Source organism: Hymenobacter metallilatus, assembly GCF_003944705.1.
GTDB classification, from domain to species: domain Bacteria; phylum Bacteroidota; class Bacteroidia; order Cytophagales; family Hymenobacteraceae; genus Hymenobacter; species Hymenobacter metallilatus.
This window is the reverse complement of the sequence record NZ_RWIS01000019.1, coordinates 49,508-73,606: the sequence shown is the minus strand read 5'-3', so window position 1 is coordinate 73,606 and position 24,099 is coordinate 49,508. Positions and strand designations below refer to the sequence as shown.

General features: G+C 59.0%; 21 protein-coding genes. 10 read left to right on the top strand and 11 right to left on the bottom strand.

The features are described from left to right. Positions 1 to 204: 204 nt before the first annotated feature. From EI290_RS21150 to fahA, 5 genes are all read right to left on the bottom strand, one after another. Positions 205 to 1,299, bottom strand: a complete 1,095-nt coding sequence (locus EI290_RS21150; protein WP_125433640.1) for an acyltransferase family protein — start codon at positions 1,297 to 1,299, stop codon at positions 205 to 207. A 66-nt stretch (positions 1,300 to 1,365) separates the two neighbouring features. Further along, entirely contained in the window at positions 1,366 to 1,638 is a 273-nt protein-coding gene (locus EI290_RS21145) for a hypothetical protein (RefSeq protein ID WP_125433639.1), read from the bottom strand. A gap of 531 nt (positions 1,639 to 2,169) precedes the next feature. After that, positions 2,170 to 2,706 (bottom strand): hypothetical protein, encoded by a 537-nt coding sequence (locus tag EI290_RS21140; protein WP_125433638.1) that lies wholly within the window; start codon positions 2,704 to 2,706, stop codon positions 2,170 to 2,172. Positions 2,707 to 2,718: 12 nt separating this feature from the next. Next, complete coding sequence (locus tag EI290_RS21135) at positions 2,719 to 3,873, bottom strand: zinc-dependent alcohol dehydrogenase (protein WP_125433637.1); 1,155 nt, start codon at positions 3,871 to 3,873, stop codon at positions 2,719 to 2,721. Positions 3,874 to 4,357: 484 nt separating this feature from the next. Then, positions 4,358 to 5,644, bottom strand: a complete 1,287-nt coding sequence (gene fahA, locus EI290_RS21130; protein WP_125433636.1) for a fumarylacetoacetase — start codon at positions 5,642 to 5,644, stop codon at positions 4,358 to 4,360. A 361-nt stretch (positions 5,645 to 6,005) separates the two neighbouring features. Here fahA and EI290_RS21125 point away from each other — a divergent pair, with 361 nt between their 5' ends. Next, the gene (locus EI290_RS21125) at positions 6,006 to 6,512 is read left to right on the top strand and encodes a hypothetical protein (RefSeq protein WP_125433635.1); all 507 of its coding nucleotides are present in this window, start codon (positions 6,006 to 6,008) and stop codon (positions 6,510 to 6,512) included. Between the two features lie 94 nt (positions 6,513 to 6,606). Here EI290_RS21125 and EI290_RS21120 read toward each other — a convergent pair whose 3' ends face one another. Together EI290_RS21120 and EI290_RS21115 are read right to left on the bottom strand one after the other, a co-directional pair. Further along, the gene (locus EI290_RS21120; RefSeq protein ID WP_125433634.1) at positions 6,607 to 6,942 is read right to left on the bottom strand and encodes a NifU family protein; all 336 of its coding nucleotides are present in this window, start codon (positions 6,940 to 6,942) and stop codon (positions 6,607 to 6,609) included. 287 nt (positions 6,943 to 7,229) lie between these two features. Next, on the bottom strand, positions 7,230 to 8,333 hold the full coding sequence (locus tag EI290_RS21115) for an Mrp/NBP35 family ATP-binding protein (protein ID WP_125433633.1): 1,104 nt from the start codon (positions 8,331 to 8,333) through the stop codon (positions 7,230 to 7,232). 328 nt (positions 8,334 to 8,661) lie between these two features. Here EI290_RS21115 and EI290_RS21110 point away from each other — a divergent pair, with 328 nt between their 5' ends. From EI290_RS21110 to EI290_RS21090, 5 genes are all read left to right on the top strand, one after another. Further along, positions 8,662 to 9,915, top strand: a complete 1,254-nt coding sequence (locus EI290_RS21110; protein ID WP_125433632.1) for a hypothetical protein — start codon at positions 8,662 to 8,664, stop codon at positions 9,913 to 9,915. Between the two features lie 94 nt (positions 9,916 to 10,009). Continuing rightward, positions 10,010 to 12,163, top strand: a complete 2,154-nt coding sequence (gene dnaG / locus EI290_RS21105) for a DNA primase (RefSeq protein WP_317127485.1) — start codon at positions 10,010 to 10,012, stop codon at positions 12,161 to 12,163. 61 nt (positions 12,164 to 12,224) lie between these two features. After that, complete coding sequence (locus tag EI290_RS21100) at positions 12,225 to 13,298, top strand: potassium channel family protein (protein WP_125433631.1); 1,074 nt, start codon at positions 12,225 to 12,227, stop codon at positions 13,296 to 13,298. Positions 13,299 to 13,434: 136 nt separating this feature from the next. Further along, positions 13,435 to 14,661 carry a glycosyltransferase family 4 protein gene (locus EI290_RS21095; RefSeq protein ID WP_125433630.1) on the top strand — a complete coding sequence of 409 codons (1,227 nt, stop codon included), beginning with the start codon at positions 13,435 to 13,437 and terminating at the stop codon, positions 14,659 to 14,661. After that, complete coding sequence (locus EI290_RS21090; protein ID WP_185817106.1) at positions 14,645 to 15,850, top strand: glycosyltransferase; 1,206 nt, start codon at positions 14,645 to 14,647, stop codon at positions 15,848 to 15,850. The genes EI290_RS21095 and EI290_RS21090 overlap by 17 nt, the downstream gene beginning before the upstream one ends. A 177-nt stretch (positions 15,851 to 16,027) precedes the next feature. Here EI290_RS21090 and EI290_RS21085 read toward each other — a convergent pair whose 3' ends face one another. Continuing rightward, positions 16,028 to 16,654, bottom strand: a complete 627-nt coding sequence (locus tag EI290_RS21085) for a hypothetical protein (RefSeq protein ID WP_125433628.1) — start codon at positions 16,652 to 16,654, stop codon at positions 16,028 to 16,030. Positions 16,655 to 16,846: 192 nt separating this feature from the next. Between EI290_RS21085 and proC the strand changes: the two genes are divergently transcribed. The 4 genes from proC to EI290_RS21065 all read left to right on the top strand — a co-directional run bounded on the left by proC (position 16,847) and on the right by EI290_RS21065 (position 20,867). Next, complete coding sequence (gene proC / locus EI290_RS21080) at positions 16,847 to 17,659, top strand: pyrroline-5-carboxylate reductase (protein ID WP_125433627.1); 813 nt, start codon at positions 16,847 to 16,849, stop codon at positions 17,657 to 17,659. A 222-nt stretch (positions 17,660 to 17,881) separates the two neighbouring features. Next, positions 17,882 to 19,126 (top strand): bifunctional 3,4-dihydroxy-2-butanone-4-phosphate synthase/GTP cyclohydrolase II, encoded by a 1,245-nt coding sequence (locus tag EI290_RS21075; protein ID WP_125433626.1) that lies wholly within the window; start codon positions 17,882 to 17,884, stop codon positions 19,124 to 19,126. A 94-nt stretch (positions 19,127 to 19,220) separates the two neighbouring features. Further along, entirely contained in the window at positions 19,221 to 20,000 is a 780-nt protein-coding gene (locus EI290_RS21070; RefSeq protein ID WP_125433625.1) for a hypothetical protein, read from the top strand. Positions 20,001 to 20,075: 75 nt separating this feature from the next. Beyond that, entirely contained in the window at positions 20,076 to 20,867 is a 792-nt protein-coding gene (locus EI290_RS21065; RefSeq protein WP_125433624.1) for a hypothetical protein, read from the top strand. A 101-nt stretch (positions 20,868 to 20,968) separates the two neighbouring features. Here the strand turns inward: EI290_RS21065 and EI290_RS21060 are convergent, their stop codons facing one another. The 3 genes from EI290_RS21060 to EI290_RS22545 form a co-directional block, all read right to left on the bottom strand. Next, complete coding sequence (locus tag EI290_RS21060) at positions 20,969 to 22,696, bottom strand: M14 family metallopeptidase (protein WP_125433623.1); 1,728 nt, start codon at positions 22,694 to 22,696, stop codon at positions 20,969 to 20,971. A gap of 119 nt (positions 22,697 to 22,815) precedes the next feature. After that, positions 22,816 to 23,250, bottom strand: coding sequence for a DoxX family protein (locus EI290_RS21055; RefSeq protein ID WP_125433622.1), 435 nt, complete (start codon positions 23,248 to 23,250; stop codon positions 22,816 to 22,818). Between the two features lie 114 nt (positions 23,251 to 23,364). Beyond that, on the bottom strand, positions 23,365 to 24,060 hold the full coding sequence (locus tag EI290_RS22545; RefSeq protein ID WP_185817105.1) for a hypothetical protein: 696 nt from the start codon (positions 24,058 to 24,060) through the stop codon (positions 23,365 to 23,367). Positions 24,061 to 24,099: the final 39 nt, after the last annotated feature.

Below are 24,099 nucleotides of genomic sequence, written 5' to 3'. Positions count from 1 at the left end.
CCAACGGTGCGCCGTGCTGGTGCGCAAGACCTGCTCGTTCAGTCGCTGCTTGGCCATGCACCACGTGCGCATTCAACTCGTCATTGACGAGCACAACCGACGATGCACCACAGCTTAGACCACCACCAAATATCTGTCATGATATTAGCCACTTGCTCTACAAAGCTTCTAACAAAAGCCAACTTGATAGGGTCATAAACTGTGTTATTTCTTTCTTCCCGCAATCCAAGTGTGTACAGGATGTTCAATTACTTTATATAAAAAAATAGCAACTATATTCAGTGTAAAAAACTTCCATAGCAATTGTATATTGAAATGATCTAATATAATGCTTGCAAATCCCATATGAACTAAGTAAAAAGCATAAGAGCTTTTTCCAAGTAAATCGAATATTTTACCGGACAAAATATTATACAGCCAAGTTGTTTCGGTTGCCAAGCCAAATAATAAAAAACAAATTCCAAAAGGAAGAATTAGATTATTAATTATTATACCATTGTAACTTTGTTTTTCAATGTTAAAGTAGGCTTCAAGAAAAATTATTGAAGAAATATATAAAACGCCAATTAGTGTAAATTTGGCGCCATGATTAAATTCTTTTATTCTTAATAAAGAAGCTAATTTCATTCCTAAAATGAATTCGAAACATCTTCCAAAAAATGTATAATTAAACAAAAATTCATACGAGCCAAAAAATCCGTACATATATTTGTGTGAAAATATTGAAGTTAATACAATGCCTGTGGTTATTAGCGCGAATACGCTGGTTAACATCCACCATTTTGTTCGCCTTGCAAACAGGATTATAAAAGGGGCTGATATGTAGAAGCATTCCTCAACCGTTAATGACCACGATTGTCCGATGCCTGAAAATTTAAAGCTTTCAGAAAATCCTTTTAGTAAAGTCAGGTTTAAAAAAGTTACAACCCCTTTTTGTACATTAGTATAGGCTGCCCAATCATCTAAGTGCATTACATAGGAGTAAGGATATAGATAGCCTAGTACTATAGTAGGTAATAATAGAAGAAAATATAAAGGGTATATCCTGGCAAATCTATTGCGCATGTAAGTCTTCCACCATTGGATTGATGTATCAATGCGGTTTTGATACCGAGAGGCAATAAGTAAGCCGCTCAAAACGTAGAATACAGATACGCCAATGCTTCCTTGGTCGAATATTTTGAATGATAAATAAGACTTATTATCTATTGGATTGAAATGATGGAAAAATACCATGAAGGCTGCTATTGCTCTTAATCCAGTGAGGGCTGGAAAGTATTTTACGCTTTTTAATGACATTTTGCTCGTAATTCGAAAGAAAGAAAAATTGTAAAAATTACTAAATAGTAGCTTATGGCATGAGTATTAAATATTCAATAAAGCTAATGATGGGAATATGATCAGCAGCTTGCGCCTGCTCTCCGATTCGGTTTTGTACAGGTACTTGCCAATCACGTAATCGGAAGCGGTGGAGGCCATCATCAGCAGGCAGAACACGGGGTTCCACCAGCCATAGAATACGTAGCTCATGAGCGTGAGCCAGGCATTGCGGGCCTTGATGGTTTTCAGCAGCCCATAGTACACGAGCAACAGAATCGGCAGGAAGAAAAAGAGGAAGATGTAGCTGTTAAAAAGCATAAGCCGTGTGTTACAACGCGGGTCAGAACAAAAGACAGAAATAGGGAAGGTACTCACTGACCAGGCGGCCCAAAAAGTCGGCAAAGCTAGGGATTATCGGTTACACCGTGTGCCTTACTGCTAGTTCAATGCTTGTTTTCGGCTGGTTGCACAACTACATATCAAGCGCTGTTATTTGCCAGACCAAGGGTACCTATACTCCATATAACCCTTTACGCTGAGTAGGGTCATGACTACAAATTATCAGCTGTACTGGCTGCATGCTTTAAGCAGAGAGAGTTGGCAGTTAGAACTGGGTACAGCGCAAAAAAGCCACTGCAATTCAGCAGTGGCTTTTTGAGGTATTACAGTAATTCGCTGCGCTAACAAGGTTGCGCCTGAAAATTAGTTTGCAATTCGTGGAAGCTCATGCTTCATCTGGCGTCCGCCTGCCGAAGCATATATTCCGCTTCGTTTAACGGCTCAGACGAAGCAGTGGAGCTGCTTCAACAAGATAACTGTAAGCATTTTGGGTTTGCAGGCTGCACCTGGTTAAAACCGGCTAAGGTAATTGCGCGGTTCAGGCCTACGCTTCTTTTTGCTATCTGATGACGAGGACAGCCACAGCACCACGCCGGCCGTGGCGGCGGCAATAAGCGACATCTTCGTGATAAAGGCTGAGCGGTTGTGCTTCCACTCTACATTGTAGCCTTTCTCGGCCCAGATGTTGGGCACTTTACCGTGGGCCAGGTCACTCACAATGCCTTCCACCACATTCACCCGGTCGGCCACAATGAGCGGCAACCAATGACGGTAACGGTTCTCGCTGTATTTGAACGCCGCCCGTCGGATCAGGCCACTGAGGCCCGTTGGGGGAGCCGGCGTGCCAAACACCGCCGATACGTTGGGCCGCTCAATGGAGCGCAGCACCTCCGTGTCCACGGGCTGCAGGGAGTCGGGGCGGTGCTTGCTATCCGGGTCCTGGCCTACGTTCATCCGGTCCCGCATGGGATAGGTGGGGTCGTTCTTGGGGTCAGCATCTATGCCCCAGCCTTTAATCTGGGTAGGGTCTAGTGTCTTGTTTTCCATGATGGGGCAGCGTTACTGGTTAGCGGTAGGAGGGAGCAGCACGGTTTTGATGTTGTTGTCCAGCTTGGCTGAGAACATGCGGTAGCCGTCGGCCACTTCCTCCAGCGGGAGGCGGTGCGTAATCAGGCCTTTGGGGTTCAAAACGCCGTTCTGCACGTGGTCAATCAGGCGCGGTAGCAGGCGCTTCACGGAGGCCTGGTTAGCCCGGATGGTCAGACCCTTGTTGAGCACATTACCAATCGGAATCAGGTTATCGGTAGGGCCATATACGCCTACAATAGATACCACTCCGCCCTTTTTCACGGAGTTGATGGCCCAATGCAGGGCCGTGGCCGAGCCCGCCTGCAGCAGTAGTTTGCGGCCCGTAATGGTTTGCATGGCATTGCCGGCGGCCTCGGCCCCTACGGCGTCAATCACGCAGTCGGCTCCCATCCAGTCGGTTATTTTTTTGATGAACACCACCGGGTCGTTCATCTCCCTGAAGTTGTACGCCTCACAGTAGGAGTAGTTGCGGGCAAACTCCAGGCGGTAGTCTTCCTGGTCGATGATGATGACGCGACCGGCCCCAAACAGCCAGGCGCATCGGGCCGCCATAATGCCAATGGGGCCCGCGCCGAACACCACCACCGTGTCGCCGGTCTGGATGCCGGCCATTTCGGCGGCCTGGTAGCCGGTGGGCACCACGTCGGTGAGCAGCACGGCATCATCCAAGTCCATACCTTCGGGGATGATGGTGGGCCCTACGTTGGCATATGGCACGCGGGTGTACTCGGCCTGGCCGCCATCAAAGCCGCCGGCCGTGTGTGAGTACCCGAAAATAGCCCCCACGGCCGTCGCCTCGGTGTTCGATTCGTGGCAGTTGCCGAACATGCCCTGGCGGCAGAAGTGACACTCGCCGCAGGCTATGTTGAAGGGCACAATCACCCGGTCGCCGGTTTTGAGCTTCGTGACTTCGGAGCCGACTTCCACCACCTCGCCCACAAACTCGTGGCCGAAGGTGGAGCCCACGCGGGTATCGGGCACGTTGCCGTTGTACAGGTGCAGGTCGGACCCGCAGATGCAGGTGCGCAGTACCCGCACAATGGCATCCTGCGGATGCTTGATTTCGGGCATCGGTTTCTGAGTGGCGCGGACCCGCTTAGGGCCCCGGTACTCCATTGCTAACATATAGGCTGGTATTAGATGAGTGGATGTGTGCCCACGCAGCAGAAAGCGGCTGAACCACGTTACTGCACCTGGCCACGAGTGGGTACGTAGCAGGGTATACTAGCCGGTAAAAAGTAAAGTTGTTAGCGTTGAGCTTGGCTTTAAGCTCAGCAGGAGCTTTTTTTCACTCGATAAGTGCCGTGGCAAACCAAGCCGGCCGATGCGAGGGTACAGGGGGGTGCGGGGGGCGGAGCAGTACCCATGAGGGCTGCGCCACGACGAGTTTTCCACTCGCCCTGTTCTGCTGTAATGGGTTGGGCTGCCAACACTGGATGGCAAAGCCTGAGGGTACTACTGCTAAGCACACTGGCAGGCAGCAGGAAATGGAGCCAGCCATTTAGCCGAGCCGAACCTCTGCAGCTCTCCGCTATACTTGAAATCCCACCCGCTGGTCTGCAATGCGGGCCAACGGGTGGGATTTCAAGTATAACCGTCAAGAAGTTTGCTAGCCGGCAGGAGCCGGCAGCACCTTGCCGGTTACCTCTCCAAACCCGATACGCAGCCCATCCTTCTCACAGTAGCCGCGCATGGTTACCCGGTCGCCGTCGAGCAGGAACTTGCGCTCCGAGCCGTCGGCCAGGGGCAGGGGGCGGGTGCCGCGCCAGGCCAGCTCCAGCATAGAGCCCAAGGAGTCAGGCGTGGCCCCCGAAATGGTGCCCGAGGCGTACAGGTCGCCCACTTGCAGATTGCAGCCGTTGGAAGCCTGGTGGGTGAGCTGCTGGGCCATACTCCAGTACATGAGCCCGAAATTGGAGCGCGACACGGTGGTTTCCGGCCCCCCTTCGGGCTGAATGGCCACCTCCAGGTGTACGTCGAAATTGTGGTTGTCCAACTGGCGCAGGTACAGCAGCGGCTCAGGCTCCTGCACTGGCCCGGCCACCCGGAAAGGCTCCAGCGCATCAAGCGTAACCACCCAAGGCGATACGCTGCTGCCGAAGCTCTTGCCCAGAAATGGCCCCAGGGGCACATACTCCCAACTCTGAATATCCCGGGCGCTCCAGTCGTTGAACAGCACTAGCCCAAAAATATGCTCCTCGGCGTACTGAATCGGTACTGTCTCGCCCAGGTGCGTACCCTTACCCACGATAAAGCCTACTTCCAGCTCAAAATCCAGCTGCTGCGAGGGGCCGAAGCTGGGCGCGGCGGCATCGGGGGCCTTGCGCTGCCCGTTGGGCCGACGAATATCGGTGCCGCTTACTACAATGCTGCTGGCCCGGCCGTGGTAGCCAATGGGGATGTGGCGCCAGTTGGGCAGCAGGGCATTGGCCGGGTCCCGGAACATGATGCCCACGTTGGTGGCGTGCTCAATGCTGCTGTAAAAATCGGTGTAGTTCTGAGGCTTCACGGGGCGCAACATGCGTACCTCACTCTGGCGCACAAGGCACTCGCGCATAGCTTCCTCCTGGTTCCGCAATGCCGGGTTATCGTGGCGCAGCAGCTCCGAAACGCGCTGGCGCACGGCCCGCCATGCCGGCCGACCCAGGGCAATAAACTGGTTGAGGGAGCGGCGACGAAATACTTTGGGCATTTTTGCGCCCAGCTCCAGATCATCGAAAAAGCCGAACTGGGCTACGGCGTACAGATCCAGCACGTACTCGCCAATGGCCACGCCCAGCCGTGGGCCCCGTTCCGCCGTCTCGAACACGCCGAACGGCAGGTTCTGAATGGGAAAGTCGCTGCCGGGGGCAATATCAATCCAGGAGTGCAGGGCGGGGTCGTTGGGGTTAGCCATTCGGGAAGGGTGGTTGATGGTAGGAGCGGCAAAGGTAGCGGCAGCGGGCGGAATGAGGCCGGCGGAGGGTGATGGATGAACGAATAGAAGGTGCTATCTTTATAAAGCCAGCAGATAACCGCTTTTTGGAGGGTGAAGCCGAACAGTATCTGACGGAGTGCCGTTCAAGTAGTGGCGCAGCATACTAAACGCAATGTCTTCGCACTCATGGAAAAATTAACCCGACATAATAGCTTTAGTGCTCTGAAGGCAGAAAACAAGTCCGGTAATTCTTCTGAGCCGAGTAGGAAAATGATTGAATTTGAGGAATTACTGGCTTCGCTGAGAACAAGCGTTTCAGTAAAGAACAAGCATGTCGTGAGTGGAAAATAATCTTTTAGCGGCTATTTCAAGAGTCTGTGCGGTACTGCAAAAACACTCTGTAGAATACATGCTGGTTGGTGGTACTGCTGTTGCGCTACACGGATACTTCAGATATTCTACCCTTCCATCTGGGGCAATTGCAGAAAAGCCGGACTTAGATTTCTGGTATAACCCATCCTACACCAACTATTTCAATTTATTGGATGCCTTGGAGGCTCTCGGCCAGGATATCTCACGCTTCAGAAATGAGCAGCAGCCTAATCCAAAAAAGTCATTCTTTAGATATGAGTTCGAGGATTTCACCCTTGACTTACTTCCTGAACTAAAATCTTCGATACGGTTTACAGCCGCTTTTGTAAATAGGGAAACAGTGGATCTGGCCGGTATTAAAGTTGCTTTCATCGGTTACAATGACTTGCTAACTGATAAAGTTGAAAATGCTCGCCCCAAAGATTTAACAGATATTGAAGAGTTGGAGAATAGACGGGAAACAGGAATTGGATAATACCAGAATCCGCCTTCACCCAAAACCCGCAACGCCCCGCCCCCGACCGGAAAACCGGCAGGAGCGGGGCGCTGTTGTATGTAACTCCAGAAACTTAGAACTGCGGCGTCGGCACCGGGGCCGGTGATACGGGGTGGCCGGTCTGGCCGGCGGGCTGCGCCGACATGGGCGTGAGGTTGATGGCCTCCACGGCGCGGATTTCGGGCACGGCCTTCTTCACCGATTCCTCCACACCGGCTTTCAGCGTCATCGGCGACATGGGGCAGGTGCCGCAGGCCCCTAGCAGCTCCAGGCGCAGCACCATGTCCGGGGTGATGTCCAGCACGCGCACGTTGCCTCCGTCGGCGGCCAGGTAGGGCCGGATGGTGTCCAGGGCCTGTTCGATGCGGGGCAGGAGCGGATGGGTTTCCACGGCGGGTGATACGGTCATAACGGGAATTTCACTGGGTTTCACGCTGGTTGGGCGGCGAGTTGCCTATCAGCAGCGGCAACGCAAAGGTAGAACATTCAGCCGACGCAACGATAAACCGGCCGGAGTGGAGAGAAGTTCAGGGAAAAACGTGTGGAATAGACCGTCCTGCTGAGCGAAGGCGGAGCCGGAGTCGAAGCATCTCTACCTCTGGCTAATTACTGGCATGGCAACGAAGCGGTAGAGATGCTTCTACTACGCTCCGCTTCGCTCAGCAGGACGGGCTATCTATTCCGTCGTTCCGTCAACTACGACTTCATTTCCACGATATTCGTTTTCGGGGCCATGGCGTTGCGGATGCTCACCTGCCGGGCCAGGTCCTCGGCCAGCTGCTCGAACACGGCGGCGGCCGGCGTGCCTTCCTCCAGGATGGCGGGCGTGCCCTGGTCGCCGTTTTCGCGGATGCTCTGCACCAGCGGAATCTGACCCAGCAGCGGTACTTCATGCTTCTCGGCCAGGGCCACGCCTCCACCTTCGCCGAAGATGAAATACTTGTTAGTGGGCAGCTCAGCGGGCGTAAACCAGGCCATGTTCTCCACGATGCCCAGCACCGGCACGTTGATTTGCGGCAGCCGGAACATCTGCAAACCTTTCTCGGCGTCGGCCAGGGCCACTTTTTGCGGGGTGGTTACAATGAGGGAGCCCGTCACGGGTACCGTCTGCACCATGGTGAGGTGGATGTCGGAGGTGCCGGGGGGCATATCGAGGAGCAGGTAGTCCAGCTCACCCCAGTCCACTTCCGTGATGAACTGCTTGAGGGCCGATGAAGCCATGGGGCCCCGCCACACAATGGCCGACTCAGCCGGGGCCAGGAAACCAATGCTCATTAGCTTCACGCCGTGGGCCACCACGGGCTGAATGAGGTTTTTGCCATCGGGCCCTTGAAAAACGTGGGGCCGGGCATCCATCACCCCGAACATGAGCGGCATACTGGGGCCCGAAATATCGGCGTCTACCAGGCCCACTTTGGCGCCCGACTTGGCCAGGGCAATGGCCAGGTTGGCCGTAACGGTGCTTTTGCCCACGCCGCCCTTGCCTGAGGCAATGGCAATGATGTTCTTCACGCCGGGCAGCAGGTCGCGGTTCTGGCGCATGGTGGTCACGCGCGAGGTCATGACGATAACCACCTCCGCCTCCGCATCCACCATCGTGTGAATCGCCCGCTCGCAGGCGTCGTGAATGAGCTGTTTGAGGGGACAGGCCGGCGTGGTGAGCACCACCGTGAACGAGACGGTGCGGCCGGTAATCTGCACGTCTTCAATCATGTTGAGCGTCACGAGGTCCTTGCCCAGATCGGGCTCCTCCACGTAGCTCAGGGCCTTGAGGACGGCTTCTTTGGTGATGGGTGCCATAGGTTATATGCGTGGGGAGAAAAGCAAAGGTAAAGCGCAAAGATAACCCGGAAACCGGGGCGGCGGTTGCGGAGGTGCGTAACCCTGGCTCCCGTAACAAGCAGCAGCTAAGCAGGGGCCTTCCTGCGGGGTCCGGAGGCAACCCGGCCGGTTATTTCAGCATCTGGCCCCGTTGCTGGCTGCGGGGACCAATGTGCTGCCTGTAGGCCGGCAGTTTGCGGGTGGTACGGACGCCGTTCCGCAATCCTCCGTAACATGGCACCACATTTCCAGAGGCCGGTGCGCTTGCCGGTGCCGCCTTGCTGATCTAGTACTTTCTCAGACTACTATGCCCGAATTCTCCTTACTGCTCCGCCGCCTGGGGCTTGGTGCGGCTACAGCCCTGGCCACCTGCCATTTGCCAGCGCAGGCCCAGATATCCTCTGATACCACTTTTCAGCGCCTGCTACGTACTCATCAGTACACACTCACCCAAACAGGTGCCCGGCTGGCCGGTCCCGGTTGGGACAAGCTGCAGCAGGACATCCGGCAAAGCACGGTGGTGCTGCTGGGGGAAGACCACGGCACCGCCCAGATTCCGCCGTTTGCCCAGGCCGTGGCGGCCGTGCTCAACCCCCGCCTGTATGTGGCAGAAATAGACCGGTATCAGGCCCAGGATGTAAGCCGGCTGGCCGCCCAGCCAGGGTTACCAACCGCTTTCAGTCGGCGGTTTCCTATGGCGCTTTCGTTTTACAGCTGGGTCGAGGAGTTTGAGCTGGCCCGCAGCCTGCAGGCCCGCGGTACGGCACTGCTGGGCATCGAGCAGGCTGGCTTTGCGTCCACGGGCCGCCTGCTGGCGCTGCTGGCCGACCAGACGAGCAGCAAATCAGCCAGGGCCTACGTGCGTCGGCAAGCGGCCGCCATCCAGGCCCACGACCGGGCCGTCCTGGTATCGGGCGCCTACGAGAATATCACCATCAACCACCTGCGGCCTGCCCTGCTGGATAGCCTTCGTCGGCTGATGCGTAGCGAGCCCCCGGCGGCCCAGATGCTGCTGCAGGATCTGGCGGCCAGCGCGGCCATCTTCCGTACCAATGCCGCCGGGCTGCCCGGCGGCCACCAGGCCCGCATCAACCTGATGCGGCGCAACCTATTGCGGGAGTTGCAGCCGTATCAGCTGCCGCAGCAGGCACTGCCACCCATGCTGTTTAAGTTTGGCGCCTACCACATGGGGCGGGGCCGCAGCATCTGGGGCGACGTGTACGACGTGGGCAACCTGATGCTGAACCTGGCCGAAGTTCACGACCAGAAAACCCTGCACATCTTTATCATTGGTAAGCAGGGGACCCAGGTGGGAGGCCAGCACCCGGAGGATTTCAGCAAAAACGTGACCCACTACTCCAACGCCGATGCGGCCATGGTGCGGCCATTCATGGCGGCTACCCCCAACGGAACCGACTGGCAGGTGTTTGACGTGCGGCCGCTGCGCCGGGCCCTGCTGCGCGAGGGTATGGCCGTGGGCGAGCAGGAGCTACAGGCTACTATTCTGGGTTTCGATTACGTGGTTGTCATTCCTGAAACTACCGCCAGCCGCAATTTTTAGCGGCTGCCATCAAGTAGCGCGCAGCTCCGCTTCGCGCACGAGCGAAGCGAGTATCGGGCGTACGGGTGCGGGCGCGTGGGAACTCGCTTCGCTCGTGCGCGAAGCGGAGCTGCGCGCTACTTTCCTGTCAACTTCGCGCTACTTCCTGCCTACCTTTGCCGGCAGTATGGCCCGCATCCCCAAGGAAACCGTAGATCAGATTATCCACCACGCTGATATTGTGGAGGTGGTGGGGGACTTCGTTTCCTTGAAGCGGAAGGGCCAGAATATGTGGGCCTGCTGCCCGTTTCACCACGAAAAGTCGCCGAGCTTCTCGGTGGCCCCGGCCAAGGGCCTGTACAAGTGCTTCGGCTGCGGCAAGGCAGGCGGGGTGGTGCAGTTCATCATGGATATTGAGGGCACCAGCTACGTGGAGGCCCTGAAATACCTGGCCAAAAAGTACGGCATTGATGTTCAGGAGGAGGAAAAGACCCCCGAGCAGCAGTTGGCCCAGAACGAAAAGGACTCCCAGTTCATCGTGAGTAACTGGGCCAAGGACCACTACCACCGCCTGCTGCTGCATACCGACGAGGGCCAGGGCATTGGGCTGAGCTATTTGCGCCAGCGTGGCCTCAACCAGACCACCATCAAGACCTTCGAGCTAGGGTATTCGCTGGACCAGTGGGACGACTTGCTGAAATCGGCCACGGCGGCGGGTTTCGAGCAGAAATACCTGGAAAAAACCGGCCTCGTTATCCGGCGCGAAGACGACCAGGGCCAGGACACCGGCCGCCGCTACGACCGGTTCCGGGGCCGGGTGATGTTTCCGATTCATAACGTGTCGGGCCGGGTAATTGGATTTGGAGCGCGCACGCTCAAGCCCAACGACAAAACAGCCAAGTACCTCAACTCACCGGAGTCGGAAATCTACCACAAGTCGGATGTGCTCTACGGGCTCTACCAAGCCCGGCAGGCCATCCGGACGGAGGAGCTGTGCTATCTGGTGGAGGGCTACTTGGACGTGCTGAGCCTGCACCAGGGCGATATCCGGAACGTGGTGGCCTCGTCGGGTACTTCCCTCACCGACGGGCAAATCCGCCTGATTAAGCGGTACACCGACAACGTGACGGTGCTCTACGACGGCGACGCGGCCGGCATCCGGGCCTCGCTGCGGGGTATTGATATGCTGCTGGAAGGCGGCCTGAACGTGCGCGTGGTACTGTTCCCGGACGGCGACGACCCCGACAGCTACATTCGTAAAGTCGGCGACCAACGCTTTAGGGAACACCTTGAAGGTGCCAGCCAGGACTTTATTCAGTTTAAAACCGACCTGGTTTCGCGCGAAGCTGCCCAGGACCCGGTGAAGAAGGCCGAAGCCATCCGGGAAGTGCTGCAAAGCATCGGCAAAGTGCCCGACCCCATCAAGCGGCAGGTGTTTCTGCAGCAGACCTCCCAGGCGTTCAGTATTGACGAGCAGGTACTTATTACGGAGTACAACAAGCTCGTGCGCACCGCCTCCGGCAAAGCCGCCGGCGGCCAGAGCAGCAGTGGGAGCGGGGCCGCGCCGACAACGGGCAGCGGCTATGGCAGCCAGCCGGCAACTAGAAACCCGCAACCAGTAACCAGAAACTTAACGCCCGAGGAAGAAGCCGAAGCCCTGATGTACGGCGCTTCGCCCGAGGACCTGATGGGCGGGGGCGGCGACCTGCAAACCCTCACCCCGGAAGAGCTGGAGCCCGTGCCCGATGTGCTGGCCCAGTGCGAGCGGGAAGTGGTGCGCCTGCTGCTGCTGTATTCGCCCCAGCCCCTGGCCCCGGAGGTATCGGTGGCTCAGTACCTGCTGGAGCAGCTGGAAGACACCAACTTCAAAACCGGCCTCTACGCCGATATGCTGCACCTGTGCCGGCAGGAGCTGGAGCAGGGCCGCTGGCCCGAGGTGCGCACCCTCATTCAGCACAGCCGCGCCGATATCCGCAGCCTGGTGGCCGAGCTGGCTACCGAGAAATACGAGCTGAGCCCCAACTGGACCACCCACCAGATTTACGTGCCCCGGGAGTTGGACCTCTTGCAAACCGCCTGCGACAATGCCATTCTGCGCCTGAACAAAGTGAACGTGGAGCGGGAGCTGGCCGTGCGCCTGGAAGCCCTGCGCCACCCCGCCGATGAGGCCAGCATGATGGAAAACCTGCAAACCATCCACCTGCTCAAGCAGATGGACAACCAGCTCGCCAACATGCTGGGCACCGTTATTCCGCGGGCGGCTTTATAGGCAAATCTGTCATCCCGACTGAAGAAAGGAATGTCAGGGAGTTGGCTCCCTATCTTTGTGTATGCCTCTTCCGACGTTTCCGCCCGCCGCCCTACGCTACCTGCGCGACATCTGGCACCGGTTCAACCTGAGCCGGTTTGTGGGCGCGCTCAGCCTCACGGCCATCAGCTTCGCGGCGGGAGTGGTGGGCTTTATGTGGCTGGAGAAGTTCACCTTCGTGGACGCCTTTTACATGACGATGATAACCGTCTCGACGGTGGGCTTCGGGGAGTTGCACCCCTTGTCGCCGGCCGGGCGGCTGTTCGTCTCGTTCTATATCTTCTTCAACCTCTTGATGCTGGCCTACCTGCTGTCGGTGCTGACCACCTACATCTTCGACGGGGGCCTGCGCAGTATGTTTGCTATGCTCAGAAACGACCAGGAAATTCGCCGCTACTCCGACCATGTAATTGTGTGTGGCTTTGGCCGCAACGGGCGCAAAGCCTACCACGAGCTGCGGGCCAGCGGGGCCCACGTGGTAGTGGTGGAGCAAAACGAGGTGCTGCTCAAGGAAGCCACCGAAACCACCGGCGAGGCCATACCGGTAGTGTACGGCGACGCCACGCTGGATGAAACCCTGCGCGCCGCCGGTGTCGACCGGGCCCGGGCCCTGATTACGGCCCTGCCCAAGGATGCCGATAACGTGTTCGTGACGCTGACGGCCCGGGAGCTGGCGCCGGGCATTACCATTGTGGCTCGCGCCAGCCTCAAAAGCTCCGAAACCAAGCTCCTGCGCGCCGGCGCCGACTCGGTGGTAATGCCCGACGAAATAGGAGGCTCCCACATGGCCAACCTCATCACCCGGCCCGAGGTAATCCGGTTTCTGGATATGATTTCGGGCCTGGGACCCAACAAGCTGCGGCTGGAGGAGCTGCGCTACGACGAGCTGCGGCCCGAGTGGCGCGGCCTCAGCATCCGGGACCTGAACATCCGGAGTCGCACCGGGGCCACCGTCATCGGCCTCAAGCACCAGCGCGGCGAATTTACGGTGAGTCCCTCAGCTGATATTATTCCCGGCCCCGGCGACATTTTCCTGTTTCTGGGTACGGAAGCCCAGATTATGACCTTGCTGGATCAGTTTCAGCAGCTGAGCTAGGGTGTATGGACAGTCAAGTAAAAATGCATGACGGCCTTTTACCTGACTGTCCACACAGCCTAGGCGGCCCGGGAAAGTAATAGGTTCCCGGCCTTCCCTTCGTAGTTTTGCAGGCCTACCAGCCCGCTCCCTGTCCGTGCATATTCTGCAGCTCTGCCCGCGTGTTCCGTATCCGCCCCACGACGGCGGCGCCATTGCCATGTACGACGTGGCCGCCGGCCTGGCCCGTGCCGGGCACCGCGTGACGGTGCTGGCCCTCAACACGCCTAAGCATCAGCAGCCCAGTACCGCCCTCAGCCACCTGGGCCCCCGGGTGCGCCTTGTTACCGTGGACGTCGACACCAGTCTTTCGCCGGTACGGGCCCTGCGCAACCTGCTGTTGGGCAGGCTGCCCTACAACGTGGAGCGGTTTGTGAGCCCCGCCGTAGAGGCTCGGCTGGCCGAGCTGCTGGCCCAGGAGCAGTTTGATGCCGTGCAGGTAGAGGGCACGTTTGTGGCCTGGTACGTAGATGCCATTGAGCGGCTGGCTCCGGGCCTGCCGGTGGTGCTGCGGGCCCACAACGTGGAGTATACCATCTGGCAGATGCTGGCCGAGCGGGAAAACAACGTGCTCAAGCGGGTGTACCTGCGGCATCTGGCCCGGCGCCTGCAGCAGTTTGAACACCGCATGCTGCCCCGCTTTCAGGCCGTGGCGGCCATTACCGAGCCCGATCAGAAACGCCTGCGCCGTCTGGGCTGCCCGGAGCCTGTAGTATTTGTACCTGCCGGCGTCGACCTGGACCGGTTCCGGCCCGACCCGGCCATCCGGCCCCGGCCCCGCACGCTGTTCATGATTGGCTCCCTGAACTGGCTGCCCAACCTGGAAGGCCTCGATTGGTTTCTGCAGCAGGTATGGCCCCAGGCCAAAGCCCGCTTCCCCGAGCTGGAGCTGCACATTGCGGGCAAAGACACTCCGGAGCGCATCCGCAACCTGCAGCTGCCCGGCGTAACGGTGCACGGCTTCGTGGAGTCGGCCGCGCGGTTTATGCAGGAGTATGAGCTGATGCTGGTACCCTTGCTGAGTGGGGGCGGGATGCGCATCAAAATCATTGAAGGCATGGCCCTGGGCAAGTGCATCATGAGTACCGGGCTGGGCTCGGAAGGCATTCATGTGCGCGACGGGTTTGACATTGTGCTCTGTGATGAGCCCACGGAATGGGTAGAGCGCCTGGGCCGCTACTACCGCGGCGAGCTGGATCAGCAGGCCATCGGCCAGGAAGCGGCCCGCACCATTGCCCGGCTCTACGACAACCGCCGGGTGGTGGAAAGCTTCCTCGACCTGTACACCATTCTTCAGCCCGCGCCCCGTGCCGCCGCTCGTTGAGGCCGGAGCTGCCATAGGCCTCTGGGCCGGGCTGGGACTGGTGGCGCACACCTACGTGGGGTTTCCGCTGCTGCTGGCCCGCCTGGCCCGGGGCCGCCACCCCAATCAGCAGGTCTACGAGCCAGGCGCGCCCGACCTGCCCGCGGTGGATATTCTGCTGGCCGTGTACAACGAGGAGCAGGTAATTGAGGAGAAAATCCGCTCCACCTTCGCCACCACCTACCCGCCCGACAGGCTCACCTTCTACATCGGCTCCGACAACTCCCAGGACCACACCAACGCCCTGGTGGAGCGCTTGGCCCGGCAGCACCCGCAGCTGCGGTTCCGGCCGTTCGGGCAGCGCACCGGCAAGCCCGGCGTGATAGAGGCCCTGGCCCGCGAAGCCACGGCCCCCGTGCTGGTGCTCACCGATGCCAATGTTTTCTTCACCCCCGATACGCTCTACCACTTAGTCAAGCACTTCCGTAACCCGGCCATTGGGCAGGTGGGGGGCAACATCCTCAACACCGACCACCGCAAAGAAGGCATTTCGGGGCAGGAAAAGGCCTATCTGGAGCGCGAAAACCTGATTAAGTACCAGGAGGGCGTGGTATGGGGCAGTATGATTGGGGCCTTTGGGGGCTGCTTTGCCGTGCGCCGCGCCTGCTACCACCCGGCCCCGGTGTCGTTTATCGTCGACGACTTCTTTATTTCGATGGCCGTGCTGCAGGATGGCTACCAGGCCATCAACGAACTGGCGGCCGTATGCCACGAAGACGTGTCGGACAAGCTGCCCGAGGAGTTTCGGCGCAAAGCCCGCATTTCGGCCGGCAACTTCCAGAATCTGGTGGCATTCCGGCGGCTGCTGTGGCCGCCCTGGCGGGGCCTGAGCTTCGCGTACTGGTCGCACAAGGTGCTGCGCTGGCTTACGCCGCTGCTACTGCTGCTCATGCTGCTCTGTAACGTAGTGCTGGTATTGGGTGGGGGCGGCTGGTTCTATCAGTTCATGCTGGTTGGGCAGCTGGCGGCTCCGGCCACTCTGTTGCTCGATGGCGCCCTGCATCGGCTGGGGGTTCATTCGCGCCTGCTGCGCTTCGTCACGCATTTCTATAGCATGAATGCGGCGCTGCTGGTAGGATTCTGGCGGTTTCTGGGGGGCGTGAAAACCACCGTCTGGGAGCCCACGCAACGGTTTCAGCACAAGCGGTGAGCGTGTCATTGCGAGGAGGCACGACGAAGCAATCCGTCCTTCACGAAGAGGCAAGCCCTGAAATGCAAAAAGCCCCTGACGCCAGCACGGACGTCGGGGGCTTTTTGCTTCTCTGAGCTTTTAACTGCGAAAAGGAAGGATTGCTTCGCCTCCAGCTCGCAATGACACATAACACACCTACATTTCCGCCAGCTTTTCCAGGTCCATGCGTTTGGCTACCGACTCTACCAGCGTCAGGTCGGGTTGTTTGTCGGCGGTGATTTTGACCAAAAAACGGCCGCCTACAGCCAGCATCAGCTCGGCCTGCCGGTCCTTTTTGCGGTAGGTTTCCATGCCCGAAGCTCCCTTGATGCCCAGCGTGGTTGATTTGGTCAGCTGGTCGTCATCCTCGCTTTCCAGGCCCAGGCCCAGCATAGCCGATGCCCCCTGGTAGAGCTGGTTGGCGCCGTTGTAGTCAATCAGCTCGGTTTTTACCGTCACGCTGTCCTTGGTAAAGTCGCGGCCGGCAGTAGAAAAGGCAATGCCGCTCATTTTCATGGACTGGCCAGTGGGGTTAGCCGCCGTGAAGCCGCTGACCTCAGCCGGCAGATAGGCCTGTAAGTCTTTGTAGGGCATGGAAAGCGTGTCGCCGCGCTTCACCCGCTCTTCCCGCTGGCTTTTGGCTTCGTTCATAGTGGTTTCCATTTTCTCGCCGGCTTCTTTCAGCTTGGAAATGGCGGAGTACGATTCCTTGGCTTTTTGGGCCTGCTCGCAGGAGGTGGCCAGTAGAGAGGTGCTAAGCAGGAGTGTTACGAGTTTTTTCATAGCGGTGAAGGGAAGAGAATATATGAGCAGCGAAATATAGAGGTTAAACCTGACTAACCCGCCGCGGGCCCGTTTGGGGGGGCAGCTGCCAGGGACCGTACCAACTGACAGGTGCCACCGGTTGCGTGTTTTTCCTCATTCCTGCTTATGTTGAGGACAACACATGGGATGCGTGCTTCCCTTTCCCTGCTTATGACACCCTTACGCATTGCTATTCTGGGCTGCGGCAACATGGGCATGGCCTTTGCCAAATCCTTTCTGCACTACAACCTGGTCGGCCGCTCCGATTTGCTGCTGCTGGGCCGCAACCTTGAGCACTGTCAGCGCCTTACGGCCGCACATCCGGGCTTGCCAGCCGGGGAGCTGGACACCGCGGTTGGGGGCTACGATGTGGTGCTGGTGGCCGTAAAGCCACAGGACTTTGGGAAAGTAGCCCAGAGCTTACAAGCGGTACTGCAGCCAAGCCAGGTGGTGGTATCTATTATGGCCGGTATTCCTATTGCACGGCTGCAGCGCGAGCTGAGCCACCGGCAGGTGCTGCGGGCCATGCCCAATACGCCGGCCCTGCTGGGTATGGGCATCACCGGGTTTTCGGCCTCGCCGGAGGTGGAGCGCAGCCGTCTGCATCAGGTAGAAAATCTGCTGAACGCCACCGGCCGCTCCATTTTTCTGGAAGATGAAGCCCTGCTCGATGCCGTAACGGCCCTGAGCGGCAGTGGCCCGGCCTACTTCTACTACATTGTGCAGGCCATGATGCGGGCGGGGCAGGAACTGGGCTTCTCGGAGTCGGTGGCCGGGCTGCTCGTTAAGCAAACCATGCTGGGCGCCTACCATCTGCTCAACACCTCCGACAAAACCCCCGACGAGCTGATTGCCGCCGTGGCCTCCAAAGGCGGCACCACCGAAGCCGCCCTGCGCGAGTTCAGGGCCGGCGGCCTGGCCGAAACGCTCACTGCCGGCATCAAAGCCGCCCAGCACCGCGCCACCGAGCTGGCGAAAGAGTAAGTAGTGAAGTTGTGAAAGGTGAAGTTGCGAATTTGGCGTTGACCCGAAGGCGGCAGGCATAGTATTACTTACGGCGCATTTCACAATTTCACCCTTCACCATTTCACCGCTTCGTAACTTCGCGGCGTTGTTGCTGGTTGTAGCAGCAGCTTTGCGGGGCTCCTCGGGGCTGCACCTCCTGAATCCGCGAAATCCGAATAATCCGTTTAAATCCGTGATTCCATGCTGGATTCCATTGAAGACGCCATTGCCGACATTCGCGCCGGCAAAGTCGTAGTAGTCGTTGACGACGAGGACCGTGAAAACGAGGGCGACTTCATTTGCGCCGCCCGCTGCGCAACGCCCGAGGTTATCAACTTCATGGCCACCCACGGCCGCGGGCTGGTGTGCGCCCCGCTCATCGAGCAGCGCTGCGAGGAGTTGGGCCTGGAGCTGATGGTAGGCCGCAACACGGCCCTGCACTCCACACCCTTTACCGTGAGCATCGACCTGCTCAAGAACGGCGTAACCACCGGCATTTCGGCCTCCGACCGTTCCAAAACCATCCTGGCCCTCATCGACCCCGACACCAAGCCGGAGGAGCTGGGCAAACCCGGCCACATCTTCCCGCTCAAAGCCCGCAAGGAAGGCGTGCTGCGCCGCGCTGGCCACACCGAAGCCGCCATCGACCTGTCCCGCCTGGCAGGGTTCGAGCCGGCCGGGGTGCTGGTGGAAATTCTCAAGGAAGACGGCGAAATGGCCCGCATGCCCGAGCTGCGCGAAATTGCCAACAAGTGGAACCTCAAGCTGATTTCCGTTCAGGACCTGATTAAGTACCGGCTGGAAAAGGAAAGCCTGATTACCCGCGAAATTTCGGTGAAGCTGCCCACCGATTTCGGCGACTTCGACCTGATTGCCTACACCCAGCGCACCACCAGCGCCCAGCACCTGGCCCTGGTGAAAGGGGATATTTCGGGCCCTGAGCCGGTGCTGGTGCGCGTGCACAGCTCCTGCGTAACGGGCGACATCTTCGGGAGCTGCCGCTGCGACTGTGGACCCCAGCTGCACCGCGCCATGCAGCAGATTGAGCGCGAGGGCCGGGGCGTCATCGTGTATATGAACCAGGAGGGCCGGGGCATTGGGCTGCTCAATAAGCTGCGGGCCTATAAGCTGCAAGAGCAGGGCCGCGACACGGTGGAGGCCAACCTGGAGCTGGGTTTCGGTATGGATGAGCGGGACTACGGCGTGGGCGCGCAGATCCTGCGCGACCTGGGCATCAGCAAGATGCGCCTGCTCTCCAACAACCCCCGCAAGCGCACCGGCCTCATCGGCTACGGGCTGGAAATCGTGGAGTCGGTGGCCATTGAGGTGGAGCCCAACGAGCACAACGAGCGGTACCTCACCACCAAGCGCGATAAGCTGGGCCACACCATCCTGCACAAAGACCGCACCCCGCACCCGGATACGGCGGCGGCTACGGCGGAGTAGTGTAGCGCACGAAGAAGTTTTATAACGGCGGATGGGTGACATAAAAGCCCGTCCGCCGTATTTTTACGGCCAATTTTTTCCTCGCTTGTTTCAAGTGAAACACTGTTATTCTACCGCCTTATTATTTAGCTGCTTGTTGGGTGGCAATTTGCCGAGCCAGGCCCAGATTACGGAAAAATATAGCCCGGAACGCTTCGGCCAGCAGTTCGGCTGGGCGGAGGTCACCCTAAACTCCGGCGAAACGTGGCAAGGTCCGCTTACCCTGCACTGGGCGGAAGATATGGTAATCCTGACGCAGCAGGGCCAGCAAGTGCTGCCGGTTACGCAGGTGAGTCATTTCCGGGTGCGGCAGCAGCAGCTGACCGAAACCTTCGACCGGAAAAAGTACTACGATTTCGGGCCGATGCGCCGAGGCTTCTACCCAGGTAATGCCCGGTTTGAAGGAGTAGTGTCTGAGCCGTTCCGCCTTACGGAGCTGCCGCCCACGGTGAGCCGGGTATTTCATACCTGCTACTGGAGCCAAACGCCTACCGACCAGAACTTTCAGGCGTTGGGATTCTTCGAGCAACTGAGCGCAGGGCCAATTATGCTGCTGTGCCGGCAGGCACTGGTAATGAAAACGCAGACGTATGGAGTAGCAGGCACTTACGCCAGTCAGCGGTGGATTGCTAAGAAGGACGGCCTGTACCTCTCGCACCCTGATGGTAGTGTGGTGCTACTCGAAAAGCCGCAGGATTTCTATAATTGCTTTCCTGCCTACGTTGCTAAAATCCAGGAATTTGCCCGCCAGCATAATTTAGGGTTTACCAAGGCTCATGAAGTGGCCTACCTCGTAAACTACGCCAACTCATTGGCGGCAGAGCAGCAGCCGTAGCTTCTGTGCGCACCCACCGTCCCTGTGGCGGCGGAGCGAGACTGGAAATGCTGAATTCTACCGGTATCTTTCCGTATGAAACAACTCCCTGGCTACCTCCTGCTTCTTCTCCTGCCGCTGGTAGTGCGGGCTCAGCGTGGGGGCGAGGGATTCACCCAACAGTTCAACCGCGCCACCGTGCTGCTGAGCACCGGCGATACGCTGGTTGGGCCGGTGGTGCTGCACCGCACCGAGGAAACCCTCACCATGAGCCTCTCCGACAATACCGTGCGGACCCTGCCCGCCGTGAGCGTGCAGAGCTTTGCCGTGCAGGGGGAGCGGTACGACCAGAGCCGGGAGCGGTTTTATTACGACGATTTTTACGCCATGCGGCAGGGTTACTACTATGGTAACCCGCTGTATACCATGCCCGTGCCCCGCCGTCGGGAGCGGCCCGATACGGCCTTGGTGCGCGTGTTCCGGGTGTACCGCTGGAACCGTGACAACGACTACAGCGACTTCCGGGCCCCGGGCTTTTTTGAGCAGCTCAGCGGCGGGCCGGTTATTCTGCTGCGGCGCGAGGGACTGGTGCAGCGCCCGGTTACGGCCGCCGGGCCCTACGGCTACGGGTATGGCTATGGACCTGGGGGGCTGGCGGGCCGTACCATGGGGTACTACACCGACGTGAAGGATTCGTTTTTTCTGGGCCTGCCCACCGGCAGCGTCCTTAGCTTGCGCAATCCCAAAAAGGACTTACTGGCCTACTTTCGCACTGCCTCCCGGCAAATTGAGCAATATGCCAAAGACAACAAGCTCAGCTACACCGACGCCCGCGAACTGGCCTATCTGGTGAACTACGCCAACTCGTTGGGGGCGGCAGGGAAGTAGTTAGTCCGACCGAAGGAAGGAATATGGGTGAACCGTTGCTTGGTAAACCCGGCTTCCTCCCTTCGGTCGGACTGACAGCTTGCTGCTCAACCAATCCTGCCTTATAACACCCGCAGCACGGGGTAGCGCAGGTGGGAGGTTTCGTAGTGGTCGGATTGCCGGTAGACCCAATCAAGCTGAGCGGCGGGGCTGGCGGCAAAGGCGGGGTCGGCTTTCTTTTTTTCTTCGAGCTGGGCGCGCAGCTCCGGCCGGCGGCGCAGCAGGTCGGCGGCTACGTCCTCAAACACATAATCGGAGAAATACTCCTTCTGCTGCAGGATGCTGTCGAAGAAGCCCCAGGCAAAAAACGAGTCGGTGGCCTGGGGTTCCAGGGTTTCAATGAGGTAGCGGGCGGCGGGCTGGTCAAGCGGAATCAGGTAGTCGCCGCGCAGGAAGGAGCGGGGCTGCCGCACCGGGCTCACCTGCACCTGGGAGTGGAGGTAGTGGCCCTCGTAGGGCCGGGGAGCGGTTTTGTAGTCCCGGATGTAGTAGGTTTCGCCGTTGATTACGGTATCCGCCGACAAGGGCCGCATCTGTACGCCCGACAGGCGCAGGCGCTCCGCTACCTCGCCCCAGGCTTGGGGCAGCACGTAGGCGCGGGGCCGCTGCACGGTGGCAGTGGGGCGGAAGGTGTTGTAGTAAGGAATAGCTTTCGTATAGGGTGCGGCGCGGTCATAGTAGAGGCGGGGCAGGCCACTGACCTCGCTGGGCTTGGTTTTGCCCGCGTAGCCCCGAAACGTAAACCGCTCGGCCTGGGTAGTATCCAGCTTCCAGCCCAAGGCAAACTGCTGCTGCGTCCAGGTTTGCTGGGCCGCATCCGCGCGGGCCTGCGCAATGGTCGCCCCATCCTGGTGGACCTGCCGAATCAGCAGGTCCAGAAAGTCGTAGGTGGCTTTCACCCGCGGGGTGTAGGTTTTCAGCATGTGCGTTTCCGTCACGAAGCCAATGGTGTTGAACAGGGCGGTGTAGCCGGTAGAATAGCGGGGCGTTTCCAGGAAGCCTACCAGCCCGCGGGCGTCGGGCGTGCGGCCCTCAAAATCCACGTAGGGCGTGAGGTACCACTTCTTGCGGTCCATGCCCCCATACAGGGCCGGCAGCAGCCGCTGCTGCATGTATTGGCTCAGGGCCGGGTGCAGCTTGTCCTTTTGGGTGGCAATCAGCGTCATGGTGTACTGGTAGTCGGCCCCGTTGGAGGTGTGGGTGTCCACGTACACCTCGGGCTGCCAGCGCTGAAACAGCTGGGCAAAGGCCCGGGCATTGCGCGAGTCCTGCTTGATGTAGTCCCGGTTCAGGTCGAGGTTGCGGGCGTTGCCCCGGAAGCCGTAACTCTCGGGCCCGTTCTGGTTGGTGCGGGTGGTGGAGTTGCGGTTCAGGGCCCCATCTACGTTGTAGATGGGGATGATGACCAGCACCACGTCGGCCAGTTGCTGGCGCAGCTCCTTTTTCTGCACGTAGTCGCGGGCCAGCATCATGCTGGCGTCGATGCCCTCCGGCTCGCCGGGGTGGATGCCGTTCTGAATAAACACCACCCGCCGCCCCTTGGCCCGCACGGCAGCCGGGTCGAAATTCCCATCCAGCGACACTACCACTTCGTGCAGGGGCCGGCCGCTGTCGGTCTGGCCCACTTCCCGCAGCTGAATTTCGGGGTAGGCCGCATCCAGCTGCTGATAGTAGCCGATGCACTCGGCGTGGGTGGCGGTGGTATTGCCGTTGCCCTTCTCAAACGGGGTGCGCCAGTCGGGGGCGGCAGGAGGAGCAAGCAGGCAGGAGGCGAGGAGAAAAGAAAGCATACGGGTGCAGAATAGTACGAGCCCAAGGACACTGACTGGCCGCAAAGGTGGCCTGAAAAACAAATGTCATCCTGTGCGGGGCACAGAATGACATTGAAGAACCCGGGCAAAAACAGGCGCTAATACAAGCGGCGCCGGGCCGGAAACAACATCTGGTCCAGGCTGTACTTGCCGGGCCCGATGAACAGCAGCCCCAGAAACAGAATAGCGGATTCCAGTGCGTGGGAGTAGGTATTGAAGTCGTCACTGTTGCTAATGTGCATAAAGGTAGCCATGAGCATGGTGGCCAGCAGAAACACGCAGGCAATGCGGAAAAATAAGCCAATGGCAAGCAGCTGTCCACCCACGGCCTCGGCGGCGGCGGCCAGAAACCCCCAGAAGGCGGGCGCAAACTCAATGCCGAGCAGTTTCATGGCCCCGCCTATCTGTATCCAGGCCTCGGTGCCACCCGTGAGCTTGGGGTAGCCATGAATAGTGAACATGATGCCAATACCAATACGCAGCAGCAGTAAGCCCAAATCGTGCGTTCGGTAGCGGTTTGCAAACAAAGCCATAGGCGGGCAGGAGTTCGGGCCAGGGGCAAATGGATGAAAATTCCTGGTGTACTACTCACCAGCTTCGCCAAAGTACAAGTTTTGCAGCTAAATACAATCCATAGAGTTTGGGTACTACTGGTAAAGTAATACCCCGGTGATGCGGGCCGCCGGCGGAATTTCGGCGGAAGTAAGCTGCACGGCAGGTTTGGCCGGGAGGGAGTTGGGGTCAATTACCCAGGCCATCTGCACCTGCCCCGATACGGCCGCCAGCCCGGCCGGCGTATTGCGGATGCGTGTGAGCCCCAGGTTCTGGCGCGCCGCCCCGAACGGCGACCCAACCCCGATGCCCTCAGCAGTGCGGTAGTGCGGGGAGTAAATCCGGATGCGGCGCAGCCGCCAGCCGCCGGCCGGACCCTCTATCATGTGGAGCACTGAGGCTGGGGCATCCGGGTGCTGCGCATCGAGTAGGGTGTACGCCGGCAAGGTGCGGCCCTGGTCCTGGTAAGAGGTGGCCGTGAGCAGCTGGGCCGGGATAAGGCGTTTCAACCGCTTTTCCGACATGCCCAGGCGCAGGCGGCCGGCCCGGCCCGGACTCAGCAGGTGTAAGGAGTCGGGGAGGGGGGCACCGGTTTCGGCCGGGGCAGTGGCGCCGCTGGCAATGGGCGCCGAGCCGGGGGAGGTGGGCCCAGGATTACCCTCGGCGGTAACAAATGGCGGGGTGCCGGGGTCGGTGGCGGTGCGGGTGGTAGGCGCGGAGTCGCACCCGCCGAGGCTGCCCAGCAAAACGGCCGCTACCGGCAGTAGTCCACTCAAAAAACGAAGCTGCATGTCGGCGTATACGCACCCCCGCCGGCGGTAGTTGACAAC